Below are 15195 nucleotides of genomic sequence, written 5' to 3' on the forward strand. Positions count from 1 at the left end.
GTCAGGAGCCGGGCGGGATGCGGGGAACGGGCGGTGCCCGCCCCGGGGTGCGGGTGGGCGGTCAGGAGCGCGTCACGGTGCGGCCGGCGGGCAGCAGGCGGCGGCCGGTGACCAGCTCCGGCACCAGGGCGATGAACAGCGGGTCCGGATCCCCGACCCACGGCCGCAGGCCGGAGCGCAGCGCCCGGCGGATCTGCTCCGGGTCGCGCAGCAGATCCGCCCGGCCGTGCACCAGCACGCTCCAGCCGGTGCGGGTGACCGGGTCCAGCCGGTCCGCCTGGAAGGCGACGACGGTGCCGTCCAACCCGCGCGCGGTGGCGCTGTCCCGGCGCACGGCCAGCAGCAGGCGCCCGTCCGGTGCGAGGTCGAAGGAGAGCGGCAGAACCGCGGGCAGTGCGTGCTCGGTGTACACCACGCGCCCGACGGGCACGGTGCTGAGCAGCCGCAGGCACTCGGCCTCGCTCAGGGTCTCCACACGGTCGTCACGGTCCATGGGTCCGATCGTCCTCCGCCCCGGCGGCGGGTCGATAGGGCCCATGGTCCCGGAGCGCCCGGGTCGGGAGCCCCTCGCGGGCCGGGGAGGCGGCCCCGGGGGCGGTAGCTTGTCCGGCGGTGGCCGGTGCCGCTCCGCGGCGGTGGAACATGCCGGGGGCACGGCCGGTCGGGCCGCGGTTCGCCGCGGACGGGCCGCGGCCGCCGGTGGCGGCGAGGCGGCGAGACGGAGCGGTGGGCGGTCCCGGAGACGGCGGGCCGGCGAGGAGGGGGCGATGCGGGTGGTCAGCGGGGTCGATCTGGTGGTGATCGGGGCGGACGGCGGGCCCGACCGCGGCTTCGGCGGCTCGGCCCGGGCGGCCGAGGGCGCCCGGCTGCTCGCCGAGGTGCTGCCCGGGATGTGTTTCGACGCCGGCTCGGCGGGCTGCCGGGTCACCGCCGTGGACCCGGCCGCGGACGCCAACACCATGCTCACCGCGGTGCGCGAGGCGGCCGCCCGGCCGGGCCGGTGGCTGGTGGTCTGCCTGGTCGGCCAGCTGGTCGCCGACCCGCGCGGCCGGCGGCTGGCCCTGGTCACCGGCGGCTCCACCGCCGACAACGCCTACCGGCGCGGTCTGGCCTGGGACTGGGTGGTCAGCGCGATGGTGCACGGCGACCAGGAGGAGGCGCTGCTGCTGGTCGACGCCGTCGCCGACCGGGACACCTGGGCCGCGCTCGAACGCGGCGGCGGCGAGGACGGTGCCGGCGAGCTGCTCAGCTACCCGCGCGTCCCACTCTGGGGCCGGGTCGGCCGCTTCACCGCCGGTAGACGGGGCCGGGACGCCGTCCTGCCCGGGGCCGAGGGATCGTTCAGCCACGCCCTCACCACCGTCCTGCGGCACGGCCTCCCGGGCGCACCCGCGGTGGTCTCCCCGCTCGACCTCCAGCCGGCCGTGGCGGCCCTGCTCGACGGCGGGCCGGACCCCGCCCCGGGTGCCGGTACGCCGGGCGCACGCCTGCTCGTACCGCCCCAGGGCGGGCGCCTGTTGATGCGCAATCGGGCCGCCGTTCGGGGCGCATTGGCCGGATTGTCGCTTTCCGAAGAACTGTTGGCCGTCCTGTGGCGCGAAAGTGCCCCGACGGATCCGCCTTCCACGTAAGGTCAGGGGGCTCGGGGTGTTGCCGTGCAGGGGCGGGATGGCGAAGAATCGATGCTCTCGCGGCACACCAGCGGGACGGCGGAAATCTTCTGGCGACCACGGATCACCTACGGGGTCGGTCGCGACGAGGTGGGGCGATGTGGCGGCGCGGAAATCTGGTGCGCACGGGGACGGTTGGGGGAGCCGGGCTGGTTTCGGCGTTGCTCCTGAGTGCCTGTGCGGCCGGTGGTGACGCCGGTTCGGTCGATCGTCTCGGGACGACTGCGCCCACTGTTGCGGGAGTTGCGCCGCTAACTCCTTCGAGTGGTTCCGCAAACGACCGGATCGCGCCGACGGACGGCCCCGAAGGGGCGGCCGGGCGACTGGTGCTGAGGACGTATCAGGACTGGTGGCAGACGCAGGTGGAGGTCTTCGGCCGAACGGATTCGGACGGTTCCCGGCTGGAGGCCTTCTCCTCCGGGAAGGCGCTGAGCGGATCGCTCGTCAATCTCCGCCAGCTGCACGACGCCAAACTGGTAATGATCGGAAGCCCGGGCAATTCCCCCGTGCTGAAGAGCGTGGACCTCAAGGCCGATCCGCAGACGGCCGTGATCGAGGACTGCCTGGACGTCTCGGGGTGGCATCAGGCGGATGCGGCGACGCGCGCGGTAAAGGATCCGCCGAAGCGGCTCACCCGCTACATCGCGACCGTTTCCGTGCGGAAGTACCAGGCGCGTTGGCTGGTAACCGAGTTCAAGCAGGAGGTGGACCGAACATGCTGAAACCGGTACGGCGAATCCCGATCCCGGCGCTGTTGTTCGCCGGATTGCTGCTTTCCCCCGGGGGCACCGCGTCGGCGGACGAACCGCCTGCCGGCGGCGGGGGCGACGTCACGCAGTGTGCGGTGAACGTGATCTGCACGGGCGTCCACACCCCCGGCAGCACGCCCAGCCCCGGTGGCGGCGGCACGGGCGGCGGGGGCGGTGGTGGCGGCGGCGACCAGGTGTGCCAGTGGAACGGCGTGCCGATGGCCTGCCACGACCCCGTCTACGGCTGGTTCAGCAGCTCCAACGGCTGCTACTACCGCACCACCAGCCCGCAGCCCGCCGCCGACGACCCGGTCTGGGGCGGGCACAAGCCGTCGGAGGGGGCGATCTACGACGTCACCTGCGCCTACAGCGACGGCACCTTCGGCGCACCGCAGCCGGCGTTCTTCGCCCAGGCGCCGGCCGCGCCGCCGCCGATGAACCCGGGCACGAAGGCCCAGGAGATCTGGGACGCCCTCACGTTCCCGTTCCCCGCGCCGGGTGTCGCGCCCGAAGGCACGCCCGTGGTCGGCGTCCCGGTCTGGTTCTGGCTGAAGAACGCGACCACGCTGAACCCGGTCACGGTGACGGAGGGCGCGATCAGCGTGACCGTCACCCCGAAGCTGGAGTCGGTGGAGTGGGACCTCGGCGACGGGGGCCCGGCGGTCGTCTGCGCGGGGCCGAACGCCGGCGGGACGCCGTACGAGGCCAAGTACGGCGCGGCCAAGTCGCCGACCTGCGGCCACGTGTTCACCGCCGGCTCGGGCGGCAGGCAGGGCGGCACCTTCACCGGAACGGTCACCACGCGCTGGCGCGGCTACGTGACCGTGACCGGGAGCAACCAGAAGGTCGACCCCAAGGACATGTCGCTCTCCACCGACCTGAAGCTCAGAGTGGGCGAGGTGCAGGTCCTCAACTGACCGGCGGGCGGCGGGGGACCGCCGCCCGGGGCCGGCCCAGCACGTCCGCAACGTCCGTAGGCAGCGAGATCCGCACGACGCAGGAGAGGTCGGAACCCGGTGGAGAACCGTACATTCGCGACGCCGGGAGCCGGCACGTCCGGGGCTGCGGCGGCGGTGCTGCCCGAGCAGGGACGCGGTACGCCGCACGCTCCGGGCCGGACGCTGCGCGCCCGGCGGCGGCGGCCGGCCGTGCTGGCGATGGCGGTCGCGCTGATCGCCGCGGGCGGGCTCGGCGGCGCGGTGCTCTACAACAGCACCGGGCAGCGGGTCGCCGTGCTGGCACTGGCCCATGACGTGCCGTACGGGCAGGTGCTGACCGACGCGGACCTGGTGGTGGCGCGGATCGCGACCGATCCGGCGCTGAAGCCGTTGGACGCGGCGGACCGGGACAAGGCGGTCGGGATGCGGGCCGCCACCGACCTCAAGCGCGGCGAGATGCTGACCAAGGCGCACCTGGCGCAGTCGCTGAGCGTCCAGCCGGGCCAGCTGATCGTGGGCGTCTCGGCCAAGCGGACCCAGCTGCCGGCGACCAGGCTGCAGCCCGGGGTGGCGATCGTCGTGGTCTACACCCCGGACACCGGGCGGCCGGAGTCGCTCCCCGCGGTGGTGATCACGGTCGGCCGGGTGGACACCGACGGCAGCCAGGTGATCGACGTGGCGGTGCCGTCCGGCGACGCCGCCAAGCTGGCGGCCTGGGTGGCCAGCCAGCGGATCCAGGTGGTGCTGGCGCCGCGCGGCGCGGCGACCGGGGCGCCCTCGGGGGCGCCCGCGGCCTCGCCGTCGGCCGGTGCGTCCGGTGCCGCACCGGGGGCGGCGTCCGGTGCGCCCGCCGCGCCGGGCGGTTCGACGGCGGCCGCGCCGTCCGGGGCGGGTGGGGCCTGAGATGGCGGTGATCGCGGTGGCCGGCGGGCCCGGGGCGCCGGGCGCCACCACGGCGGCGCTCGCGCTGCTGCTGGCCTGGCCGCTCCAGCCCGGGCGCCGGATCCTGCTGGTCGAGTGCGACCCGGACGGCGGCGCGGTGCTGGCCGGCGCCCTGGAGGGGCGGGTCGAGGCGGTCTACGGACTGCGCAACCTCGCCGTCGCCGACCGGCGCGGTCTGCTCGCCCAGACGCTCTGGGAGCAGCTGATCGACCTCTCGCCGGACGGGAACGCCGAGCGGCTGCTGCTGCCCGGCCTCACCGACCCGGCCCAGGCACCGGGGCTCGCGTACACCTGGGAACCGCTGATGGAGGTGCTGCACGGGCTGGAGCCGCAGGGCTACGACGTGATCCTCGACCTCGGGCGCTCCGGCGCCACCGGGGCCGGCGCCGTCCTCGCCCGCCGGGCGGACGCGGTGGCGGTGACCGTGCGCACCACCCTGCGCGGGCTGAGCGCGGCCCGGCCGCGGCTGTCCGCGCTCGCCGAGGACCTGGCCGCTTCCGGCACCGGAGCCGACGCAATGGGCCTGCTGTTGGTCGCCGAGGGGCCGTACTCGGGGGCGGAGGTCTCGCGCGAGTTCGGGCTGCCGGTGATCGGCCTGCTGCCGCACGCGGTGCGCACCGCGCGGGTCCTCTCCGACGGCGGCGACACCACCGACCGGCGGTTCATCCGCTCGGAGCTGATGCGGACCGCCCGGTCGGCGGCCGACGAGGTGCAGCTGCTGGTGCGCCGCCGCCGGCAGCGGCTGGCGCCCACGGCGGCGCCCGCGCAGCTGCCCGCCGCGCCCGCGCCCGATCCGGGGGGCCGACCGCTCGCCTACGCGCCGCCGCAGCCGGCACCCGTGTCGCCGGCGTCGCCGCCGGCCGGGCAGGTGCCGCAGCCGGCCGCGCCGGTGATCACCACCGGTCCGGTGGCGCCGCTGGCCGGGCTGGCGCCGCAGCCGGCCGCGCCCGCGCCGTTCCCGGCGCACGGGTGGTCGCAGGAGCCGCAGCCGCCGCACGCGCAGGCGACGCCGCACGGCGAGGGGACAGCGCCGACGTACGCGGCGCAGCCCGCGCACGCGGTGTACCCGGCGCCCGCGGCGCAGTGGTCGCCCGCGGCGCACTGGCCGTCGCAGCCGTCACCGGACCCGGGTCCGGGTGCGGCCCAGCAGTACGGGCAGCAGTACGACCCGCCGTACGGACAGCAGTACGACCCGCCGTACGGACAGCAGTACGGACAGCAGCCGGGCGGCCTCCCGTACGGCGCGCAGTCCGGGGCCCCGCAGACCGGGGCCCCGGCGGACGGCCCTGCCCAGGAGAGCCCGCCGCAGGCTGCACCCGGCCGGCCCTACGGCCGGGTGCAGCCCGAGCAGTACCGCCAGGACCAGCCGCCGTCCGGCCAGGGGCCGCGGCAGTCGCCCACCGCACCCGGGGAGGTGCTCCGTGCGCGGTAGCCCCCTGCACCAGCACCCGGCGGCCGACCCGGCCGCGCTGCCCTGGACGACGCCGCCGTCGCCCCAGCCGAGCGCCCAACCGGGCGTGCGCGCAGCGGACCAGACCGCGCCGGGGTTCACCGCACCAGGGTTCACCGGAACCGGCCCGGTCGCGCCGGGACCGGTCGCCGGCGCGCCCGCCGGCGCCGCGGGCCCCACCGCCGTCCCCTCCCAGCTGCCCTCGCTCGACGTGCGCGGCGCCGCCACCCGGCCGGCCGTCGACCCGCAGGTCGCCCGCGAGCTCAAGCGCCAGGTCGCGGCCGAACTGCACCAGCAGATCACCCGGTTGACCGCCGCCTCCGGCACCGAGCCGGACCGCGCCACCCGCCGCCAGCGCGGCCGGGCGCTGATCGAGGAGGCCGTCGCCCGCTGGTCCGACGCCTACGCGCAGACCCACGGCATCCCGCCCACCCGCGAGCAGGACCGCGCGCTGGCCGAGGCCGTCTTCGACCTGCTCTTCCGGGCCGGGCGGCTCCAGCCCTACCTGGACGATCCCGAGATCGAGAACATCCTGATCAACGGCTGCGACGACGTCTGGGTCTCCCGGGTGCACCAGCCGCTGCGCCAGGTGCCGCCGGTGGCCGACAGCGACGCCGAGCTGGTCGAGTTGCTCCAGGACCTCGCCCGCCAGCACGGCGGCGGCGAACGCAGCCTCTCCACCGCCAGCCCGACGCTCGCGCTCCGCCTGGAGGGCGGCATGCGTCTGCAGGCGCTCACCGAGGTGACCCCGCGCCCGTACGTGGCGATCCGCCGCCACCGGGTGGCCTCGGCGACGCTGCCCGAGATGGTGCGCCTCGGCACCCTGGACGCCACCCTGGCGGCCTTCCTGGCGGCGGCGATCCGGGCCCGGAAGAACGTGATGATCACCGGCACCCAGGGCGTCGGCAAGACCAGCCTGCTGCGCGCGATGGCCGCCGAGATCCCGCCGGACGAGCGGATCGGCACCCTGGAGTCGGAGTTCGAGCTCTGGCTGCACACCCTCGGCCACCTGCGCCAGGTCGTCCCGATGGAGGCCCGCGAGGGCAACGGCGAGCGCGTCGACGGCCGGATGGCGGGCGAGTTGAGCATCGGGGACCTCATCCCGGCCGCGCTGCGGATGACGCTGTCGCGGATCATCGTCGGCGAGGTCCGCTCCGGCGAGGTCGTCCCGATGCTGCGGGTGATGACCAACGGTGAGGGCGGCTCGATGTGCACCCTGCACGCCCGCGGCCCGCACATGGTGGTGGACCGCATCGCCGAGCTCTGCCTGGAGTACGGCTCGCACATGACCGACGCGCTCGCCTACCGGCTCACCGCCAACGCGGTGGACCTCATCGTGCACGTCTCGATGGTCGACGAGACCGCGGTCGGCGGCCGCCGGCACCGGTTCGTCTCGCACGTCCTGGAGGTCACCGGCCTCGGCGAGAGCGGGCGGCCCGCGCTGAACACGGTCTTCGGCCCGCGCCCCGACCTGGGCGAGCCGCGCGCCGTCCCGCACACCCCGCCGAACTGCCTGGACGACCTGCGGCGGGCCGGCTTCGACGCGGCCCTGCTCGGCTCGCGCTTCGGCAGCTGGGCCGAGCCGCTGCAGCTGCGGATCGGGGGAGGCGCCCGATGACGCTGCTCTTCGTGCTCTGCGGCCTGCTGGTCGCGCTCGGCCTGGTCGCCCTGGTGGCCTGGGCCCGCGGCAGCGAGCCCGTCGAGGAGGACGCCGAGGAGGACCGGAACCCGCTGGCCGGCCGGCTGCACGTGTTCTGGTACGGGGCACCGGGCTCGGCCCCGGCCCGGATGGTGCGGCTGCGCCGGGTCCAGCTGCCGGCCGCCCTGGTCGGCGCGCCGCTCGGCTGGCTCTTCACCGGCATCCCGCTCACCGCGCTGCTGGTGCCGTTGGCCGTCTTCGGCCTGCCCTGGCTGTTCGACACCACCCGCCCGGACACCCACCGGATCGAGCGGCTGGAGGCGCTCTCCGAGTGGACCCAGCGGATCGCCGACGTGCTGCTGCTCGGCGTCGGCCTCAACCAGGCCATCGTCACCAGCCGCCGGACCGCGCCCGCCGCGATCGAGGAGGAGGTGGCCGAGCTGGCCGCCCGACTGCAGGCCCGCTGGCGCCCGGAGGAGGCGCTGCGCGCCTTCGCGGACGGCATCGCCGACGCCACCGCCGACAAGGTGCTCGCGGCGCTGCTGCTGCGCGCCGGGGACAGCGGCCCCGGACTGGCCCGGGCGCTCTCCGACATGGCCGAGTCGGTCCGCGAGGAGGTCCGCCAGCGCCGCACCATCGAGGCCGACCGGGCCAAGCACCGGACCACCATCCGCTGGCTGGTCGGCATCATCGTCCTGGTCGTCTCGATCGGCTCGTTCAGCACCGACTACACCCGGCCGTACAGCACCGCGCTGGGCCAGATCGTGCTGGCGGTGGTCGCCGGACTGTTCGTGGCGATCATCGCCTGGATGCGCGCGCTCGCCGCGCACCCGCCGGTGCCGCGGCTGCTGGAGGCCGACCGGCGCAGCCGGACCGGACGGCGCGGCCGGACCGCGACCGCGCCGGACGACGGCGAGGGCCGGGACGCAGGCGGCGAGCGCCGGCTCCTCGGGGAGGTCCGGTGATCTCCCCCTGGTCCGTGCTGGCCGGCGCGGTCGCCGCCGGCGGCGTCGCCCTGCTGGTCTCCGAACTCCGGCCCGCCCCGCCCGACCTGGGCCAGGCGCTGGAGCGGCTGCACCGCACGCCCGCCGAGCGGGTCGTCGACCCGGACGAGCGGCCGCGCTGGTACGACCGGATCGGCGAGCGCTCGCTCGGCCTGCGCGGGGTGCGCATCCCGTACCGCGAGCTGTCGCTGATCGGCCGCAGCCCGGCCCGGTTCATGGCGCACAAGCTGCTGTTCGCCCTGGTCGGCCTCGTCCTGCCGGCCTACCTGGGGGCGACCGCGGCGCTCCTGGACATGGGCCTGCCGTTCGCGCTGCCGCTGCTGGTCGGGCCGCTGCTGGCCGGACTGTTCTGGTTCGTCCCGGACGCCATCGTGCGCGGCGAGGCCAAGGAGGCGCGCACCGAGTACCTGCACGGCATCGCCGCCTACCTGGAGCTCGTCGCGCTGGAGCGGGCCGCCGACCTCGGCCCGGCCGAGGCGCTGCGCCGCGCCGCCTCGGTCGGCCGCGGCACCGTCTTCGGCCGGATCCGGGACGCCCTGGACCGCGCCGCCACCGACCGGTTGCCGCCCTGGGCCGGGCTGGACGCGCTGGCCGTGGAGCTCGGGCTGACGCCGCTGCAGGACGTCGCCGACATCATGCGGCTCTCCGGCACCGACGGCGCCGCCGTCTACGACACCCTGCGGGCCCGCGCCAAGGGCCTGCGCGGCGAACTGCTCGCCGAGGACCTGGCCCGGGCCAACGCCGACAGCGAACGGATGGTCGCGCCCGGCGCCGCCCTCACCCTGCTGATGACCGTCCTGATCGTCTTCCCCGCGCTCCACCAGATGCTCGCCTGACGTCGATGCGGCACCGCGAGCGGACGACACCGCACCCAACCCCGGGAGTCCCCTGATGTCCGACCAGCTCAAGTCCCTGGCAGGCCGGTTGCTCCGGCCGACCCTGCTGCCCGTGCAGTTCGCCCTGCTGCTCTTCCAGTTCCGGGTCGGCCGGGTGAAGGCCGCCCGGGCCCGCGGCGACCGCGGTGCGATCAGCATCGAGCTCGCCCTCGCCATCATCGCGCTGGTCTTCGTCGCGGGGGCCGTCGCGGTGGCCCTGTACGCGCTGAAGGACAAGGTCGTGAAGAAGGTCGAGCAGGACCCGAACATGCCCGGAGCGGGTGCGGCCACGTGATCGAACGGCCCCGTCGCCGAGGCGACCGGGGAGCGGTGAGCCTGAGCCTGGCCATCGTCTTCCCGGTCGTCCTGGTGCTGATCCTGCTCGCCGTCGACGTGTCGATGTGGTGGTACTACCGCCAGGTCGCGCTCACCGCCGCCCGCGAGGGCGTCGACGCCGGGCGGGTGCAGGGCAACCAGCGCGACGAGGTCAAGGACGCGGCGGCGAAGCTGCAGGCCGAGGACTTCCTCGCCCGGCAGGACGTCCGCGGGTACGACGTGCGGACGGACGGCAGCTCCCCGGTCCTGGTCCGGGTGACCGTCAAGCTGACCGCTCCGTCGGTGGTCCCGTTCCTGAACCCGACGGTGGTCCAGTCGGCCGAGGCCCCGCGCGAGCGGTTCGTCCCGCCGCGGGCGGCACCGTGAGCGCCCGGGCCCGGACCGCCGGGTGGGCGGGGCGGCTCGCCGCCCGACGGGCCGCCCGGTCGGCGCACGGACGGGACGCGGGCGGGGTGGCGATCGAGGCGGCCATCGTCGCGCCGGCCGTGGTCGCGCTGATCCTCGCCACCGTCGCCGCCGGCCGGGTGCAGACCGCCGCCGGCACGGTGGAGTCGGCGGCCCGCTCGGCCGCCCGGACCGCCTCGCTGGCGCGCAGCGTCGACGGGATGGACGACGTGGTGAAGAAGGCCGCCGCGGACACCATGCGGCAGCAGGGCGTGGCCTGCCGGGACTGGGACGCCGACGTCAAGCACGGCGAACTGGTCACCCACGGCGCCCCGCTGGTGACCGTCGAGGTGACGGTGGTGTGCGAGGTGCCGCTGAACGACCTGCTGCCGGGGCCGGGGATGCCCTGGACGAAGCGGCTCACCGGCCGCTTCGTCTCGGTGGTCGACCGCTACCGGGGCGGGTGAGGCGCCCGGTGCGGGTTCGGTCGGGTCGGACGTGCCCCGGCTGCCGGGGCGGGGATTGGGGAGCGTCCGGGCGGGGGAGACGCAAGCGGAGGGCTCCCGGGGGACGGCAGGTGCGAGGCGGAGCGGTTCCGGCGGGGACCGGTGGGGAGAGGAACGTGCGGGAGGGGTGCGCGGTGGTGCGCAGACCCGGGGGAGAAGGCCGGCGGAGCGCCCGGGCGGCAGGCGCGCGGTGCGCCGTGCGCGGCCGGTCGGACCGCGGCGACCGCGGGGCGATCGGCATCTTCGTGGCGATCTGCGCCGCCTTCCTGATCCTGGTCATCGCCCTCGTGGTGGACGCGGCCGGCCGGTTGAGGGTCGCCGAGCGGACCGACGGCTACGCCCAGGAGGCCGCCCGGATCGGCGGTCAGCAGCTCGACGAGGCCGCCGTCCTCCAGGGCGCCGGGTACCGGGTGAAGCAGGACTACGTCCGGGACGCCGCCAACGGCTACCTCGCCCTCTACCACCTCCAGGCCGAGAACGTGACGTTCTCGGCCGACGGCTCGGTCGTCACCGTCACGGTGAAGGCCGAGTTCCGGCCCGCCCTGCTGGGGGAGCTCGGCAAGCAGAAGGTCACGGGCAAGGGGAGTGCCACCCTCGTCCACGGAGTCGAGAAAGCGGAGACCGACTGATGGTCGCGCCACGTGCCAAGGACCAAGCCCGCGCCGGACGTTCGGCCCGCGGCGGGCCCGCCTCCCCGGCGCCCGGCCGGCGCCCCGCACCGCTGCCGCCGCGCCGCGGCCGGGGCGGCGCCGTGCTCACCGCCCTCGCGGCGCTGCTCACCCTGCTCGCCCTGCTGATCGGTCTGCCCGCCCTGCTGCTGTACGGCACCCAGGCCGTCGCCGGGATGGGCGAGCTCGCGCCGGACGGCATCGGGCAGGCGCTGACCAGCCCCGACGACGGGCGGCTCTTCCTCTGGCTGCTGGTCGTGGCCGGCTGGCTGGGCTGGATCTGCTTCGCGTTCTCCGTCCTGCTGGAGATCCCGGCCCAGCTGCGCGGCCGGATCGCCCGACGGATCCCGGCCTTCGGCTGGAGCCAGCGGCTCGCCGCCGGCCTGGTCGGCTCGGTGATCGCGCTGCTCCCGGTGGCCGGTTCGGCCTTCGCCGCCGCCCCCGACCGGGCCCCGGCCGCCGCCGCGCCCGCGGAGGTGGCCGCCGGCACACCGCGCGCCGCGCTGCCCGCCGCCCAGGCGGCGCCCGCCGCCGCGCCCGCCGCCGACCAGCGCCCCGGCTACACCGTCCGGGACAGCCGGCCCGCCGACAGCCTCTGGTCCATCGCCGAGCGCCAACTCGGCTCCGGCGAGCGCTGGGTGGAGATCGCCAAGCTCAACGACGGGCGGGTGATGGACGACTCGGGCACCCGTTTCGACGCGGAGCGGCCGATCCAGCCCGGTTGGGAGCTGCTGATGCCGGGCGACGCCAAGGCCGACGAGGCCAAGGCCCCGGCACCGACGCCGGCCCCGGCACCGTCCGCGCCGGCCGGGACCGGCGGGGGCGCCGGCGCCGGGCACACCACGGTGACGGTGGCCGCCGGGGACAGCCTGTCGGCCATCGCCGAGCGGGAGTTGGGGGACGCCGAGGCCTGGCCGAAGCTGTTCGACGCGAACAAGGGCGTCGAGGCGCCGGACGGGGAGCGGCTGACCGATCCGGACGTGGTGGTGCCGGGGATGGTCCTGACGCTGCCGGGTGCGGCTGCACCGGCACCGGCCCCGGCGCCCGAGCCCGCGCCGGCGCCGTCCGCGCCACCGCCGCCCGCCACGCCGGCTCCGCCCTCCACGCAGGCACCCGCGCCCGCGCCGTCCGCGCCCGCGAGCCAGGCACCGGCGCCGGCCCAGGCTCCCGCGCCGGCCCGGACGCCCGCGACGCCGCCCGCCCACGACCCGGCGACGCCCGCCGCGCACGCGGAGGACGCCCCCAGCGACGACTACACCGTCGCCCTGGCCACCTCCACCGTCGGCGTGCTGCTCGCCGCGATCATGGTCGGCACGGTCGCCCGCAAGCGCGGCGGCCAGCTGCGCGCCCGCCGCCCGCGCCACCGCATCGCCCTCCCGGCCTCACCCGCCGCCGCGTTCGAGGCCGAGCTGAAGACCCGCCAGGACGACCGCGGCCTGGACCTGCTCGACCGCGCCCTGCGCACCATGGCCCGCAACACCGTCCGGGGCGGCAAGCGCCTGCCGGCCATCGTCGCCGCCCGGGTGACCCCCAACCACACCGTCGAACTGCACCTCTCCGGCCCGGCCGCCCCGATCGCGCCGTTCCGTGCCGCCCACACCCCCAACATCTGGTGGTGCGCGGCCGACTCCACGGAGCTGCTCTCGCCCGCCCAGGCCCGCAAGGCCGCGGCGCCCTACCCGGCCCTGGTCACCCTCGGCACCGCACCGGACGGCTCGGTCGTCCTCGCCGACCTGGAGACCGTCCGGCTGCTGCACCTCTCCGGCCACCCGGACGACGCCCGCGACGTGCTGCGCACGCTGGCCGTCGAGCTCGCCCACAGCCCGCTCGCCGACCGGCTGCACCTGCACCTGGTCGACCTCGCCGAGGAGCTGCCGATCACCGGGCCGGCCGCCGAGCGGATCCACCGGCACACCACCCTGGAGGCGGCGCTCACCGCCCTCGGGCCGCGCACCGCCAAGGCCCGGGCCACCCTGGTCGCGGCCGAGTCCACCAGCCCGCGGGAGGCCCGCAGCCGGGGCCTGGCCGACGAGTCCTGGATCCCGGAGATCGTGCTCTGCGCGCAGCAGCCCGGCGGCGACATCCCCGCCGAGCTCGGCCGCCTGCTCGACGCCCGCCCCCGGACCTGCGTCGCCGTCATCACCCGGGCGCCCGAACGCGGCACCGGCCCGGTCGCCCGCTGGACGCTGCCCGCCAGCGGCCAGGCCACCATCCCGGGACTGCACCTCACGCTGGAGCTGCAGCGCCTGACCGGCCTGCAGTACGAGCAGGTCACCGAGCTGCTCCGGGCCGCCGACGACACCACCCAGCACCCGGCGCCGGCCTGGACCCTCGACGGCCCCGGCATCGACCTCGAACCGGCCGAACTCCCCAGCCCGGTACCGGTGCTGGCGGCCGTCGGGGCGGCAGCGGAGCCGTTCGCGGGCCTCGGCGGCGGTCTGGGCGGAGACTTCGGCGCAGCGGTCGCCGAGGAGGACGACGGGGCGGAGGCGGCCGGACCGCGCCTGCTCGCCCGGGTGATCGGCACCGGCGCCAGCCCGTTCGCGGGCACCGACCCGGTGGCGCCGGCCGGGCCCGCGGCGGCCGCCACGAACGGCACCAACGGTGCGAACGGCGCCAACGGCATGAACGGCACGAACGGCAGCAACGGTGCGAACGGCGGCCCGGGGGCGCGCTTCCTGGTCAACGGCCTCGGCCGGCACGCGAGCACCCACACGGCGCCGCCCGCGGGTATGCCAGCCGGCCCGTCGACCGGCCCGTCGACCGGCCCGTCGGCGGGTTCGTCGGCCGGTGACGGGGCGGACCAGGAGGAGACCACCCAGAACCTCCGCCTCCCGTCCGGGCCCGAGGCCCGGGGCGACGTGGTCGTCCCCGTCCAGCCGCTGCCTCCCGCCGCGCGCTTCCAGCCCGAGCCCGCGCCGACGTTCGAGCCGGTCCCGGCAGCGACGTCGGCGCCGAACGCGGAGGCGGGCGCTGCGCCGGACCGGGCCGCCGCCGAGCGTGCCACCGCGCCGGAGCGCTCCACCGATCCCGTCCCCGCCGTCGGCCCCGAGCCGGCGCCGACGCACGACCCCGCCCCCGCGGCGACCGTCGCGGCCCCGCGCACCCCGGGCCGCCCGGAGCCGACCCCGGCTCCCGAGCCCGGCCCCGCCGCCACCGCACCGGTGGCCCGCACCACCCCGGGCCGCACCGACTGCGACGACCTGCTCGCGATCCTCCGCTCCCCGGAGGCGCACGCCAGAGGGACCGCGCCCCGGATCCGCCTGCTCGGCCCGGTGGACGTGGCCGGCGCCGCCGGCAGCGCCGAGCCCGGCGCGCTCCTCCGGCTCACCGAGCTCGCCGCGTACCTGGCGCTGCGCCCGGGCGCCGACCACAACGCCCTCGACCACGACCTCCACCCGGGCGCGGCCCACCTCGACCCGCACCCGACCGCGGCCGACGCCAAGAGTCCGCTGCCCGCCAAGCTCGCCGACCTGGCCGCCTGGCTCGGCACCTCCTCGGAGGGCCGTCCGTTCCTGCCCACCGACACCTCCGACGGCTACTCCTACGCCCCGACCGTCACCTGCGACTGGGACGAGTTCCGCAGCCTCTACCGGCGTGGCATGCGCAGCACCAGCGCCACCGCGGACGCGGCGCTCGCCCACGCCCTGGCGCTGGTCCGGGGCGCCCCGTTCGCGGAGGCCCCGCCCGCCTCGTACGGCTGGGCCGAGGCGGAGCGGCAGGACATGATCGCCGCGATCGTCGACACCGCGCACGAGCTCGCCGCCCGCCGCCTCCAGTACGGCGACCACCGCAGCGCCGAGGCCGCCGTCTTCCGCGGCCTCGCCGTCGCCCCGGACGTCGAGCTGCTGCACCGCGACCTGTTCTACGCCTACGCCTCGGCCGGCGCCCGCGACCAACTGGTCCGCGCGGTCAACCGGCTCGACGCCCTGAGCCGCCGCACCGGCCGCGACCTCGACGCCGACACGGTGGCCCTCCTCCGCGACCTCCTCTCGGGCTGACCGGCCCGAGCCCACCCGCCCGTGCCGTCCGGA

General features: G+C 76.7%; 14 protein-coding genes. 13 read left to right on the forward strand and 1 reads right to left on the reverse strand.

Features of this window, described 5'->3' with window-relative positions:
• Positions 1–61: 61 nt before the first annotated feature.
• The gene (locus RMN57_RS30320) at positions 62–493 is read right to left on the reverse strand and encodes a pyridoxamine 5'-phosphate oxidase family protein (protein ID WP_313766475.1); all 432 of its coding nucleotides are present in this window, start codon (positions 491–493) and stop codon (positions 62–64) included.
• Between the two features lie 274 nt (positions 494–767).
• On the opposite strand from RMN57_RS30320, the gene RMN57_RS30325 reads away from it, so the two are divergent.
• The 13 genes from RMN57_RS30325 (at position 768) to RMN57_RS30385 (ending at position 15162) form a co-directional block, all read left to right on the forward strand.
• The gene (locus RMN57_RS30325; protein ID WP_313766476.1) at positions 768–1631 is read left to right on the forward strand and encodes a hypothetical protein; all 864 of its coding nucleotides are present in this window, start codon (positions 768–770) and stop codon (positions 1629–1631) included.
• 158 nt (positions 1632–1789) lie between these two features.
• Positions 1790–2392 (forward strand): hypothetical protein, encoded by a 603-nt coding sequence (locus RMN57_RS30330; protein WP_313766477.1) that lies wholly within the window; start codon positions 1790–1792, stop codon positions 2390–2392.
• A 122-nt stretch (positions 2393–2514) separates the two neighbouring features.
• The gene (locus tag RMN57_RS30335; RefSeq protein WP_313766478.1) at positions 2515–3336 is read left to right on the forward strand and encodes a hypothetical protein; all 822 of its coding nucleotides are present in this window, start codon (positions 2515–2517) and stop codon (positions 3334–3336) included.
• 99 nt (positions 3337–3435) lie between these two features.
• Complete coding sequence (locus RMN57_RS30340; protein WP_313766479.1) at positions 3436–4260, forward strand: SAF domain-containing protein; 825 nt, start codon at positions 3436–3438, stop codon at positions 4258–4260.
• 1 nt (position 4261) lies between these two features.
• Positions 4262–5731 (forward strand): hypothetical protein, encoded by a 1470-nt coding sequence (locus RMN57_RS30345; protein WP_313766480.1) that lies wholly within the window; start codon positions 4262–4264, stop codon positions 5729–5731.
• Positions 5721–7367 carry a CpaF/VirB11 family protein gene (locus RMN57_RS30350; RefSeq protein ID WP_313766481.1) on the forward strand — a complete coding sequence of 549 codons (1647 nt, stop codon included), beginning with the start codon at positions 5721–5723 and terminating at the stop codon, positions 7365–7367. The genes RMN57_RS30345 and RMN57_RS30350 overlap by 11 nt, the downstream gene beginning before the upstream one ends.
• The gene (locus RMN57_RS30355; RefSeq protein WP_313766482.1) at positions 7364–8353 is read left to right on the forward strand and encodes a type II secretion system F family protein; all 990 of its coding nucleotides are present in this window, start codon (positions 7364–7366) and stop codon (positions 8351–8353) included. Before RMN57_RS30350 ends, RMN57_RS30355 begins: the two co-directional genes overlap by 4 nt.
• Positions 8350–9228 carry a hypothetical protein gene (locus RMN57_RS30360; protein WP_313766483.1) on the forward strand — a complete coding sequence of 293 codons (879 nt, stop codon included), beginning with the start codon at positions 8350–8352 and terminating at the stop codon, positions 9226–9228. Before RMN57_RS30355 ends, RMN57_RS30360 begins: the two co-directional genes overlap by 4 nt.
• A gap of 55 nt (positions 9229–9283) precedes the next feature.
• The gene (locus tag RMN57_RS30365; RefSeq protein ID WP_313766484.1) at positions 9284–9562 is read left to right on the forward strand and encodes a hypothetical protein; all 279 of its coding nucleotides are present in this window, start codon (positions 9284–9286) and stop codon (positions 9560–9562) included.
• A 35-nt stretch (positions 9563–9597) separates the two neighbouring features.
• Positions 9598–9969: a TadE/TadG family type IV pilus assembly protein gene (locus RMN57_RS30370; RefSeq protein ID WP_313766485.1), complete on the forward strand. Its 372-nt coding sequence runs from the start codon at positions 9598–9600 to the stop codon at positions 9967–9969.
• A complete protein-coding gene (locus RMN57_RS30375) occupies positions 9966–10454 on the forward strand; it encodes a TadE/TadG family type IV pilus assembly protein (protein ID WP_313766486.1) in 489 nt (162 codons plus the stop codon). The genes RMN57_RS30370 and RMN57_RS30375 overlap by 4 nt, the downstream gene beginning before the upstream one ends.
• Positions 10455–10690: 236 nt before the next feature.
• A complete protein-coding gene (locus RMN57_RS30380; protein WP_313766487.1) occupies positions 10691–11122 on the forward strand; it encodes a hypothetical protein in 432 nt (143 codons plus the stop codon).
• The gene (locus RMN57_RS30385) at positions 11122–15162 is read left to right on the forward strand and encodes a BTAD domain-containing putative transcriptional regulator (RefSeq protein ID WP_313766488.1); all 4041 of its coding nucleotides are present in this window, start codon (positions 11122–11124) and stop codon (positions 15160–15162) included. The genes RMN57_RS30380 and RMN57_RS30385 overlap by 1 nt, the downstream gene beginning before the upstream one ends.
• Positions 15163–15195 lie beyond the last annotated feature (33 nt).

It is taken from the genome of Kitasatospora sp. CM 4170, assembly GCF_032110285.1.
Taxonomy (GTDB): domain Bacteria; phylum Actinomycetota; class Actinomycetes; order Streptomycetales; family Streptomycetaceae; genus Kitasatospora; species Kitasatospora aburaviensis.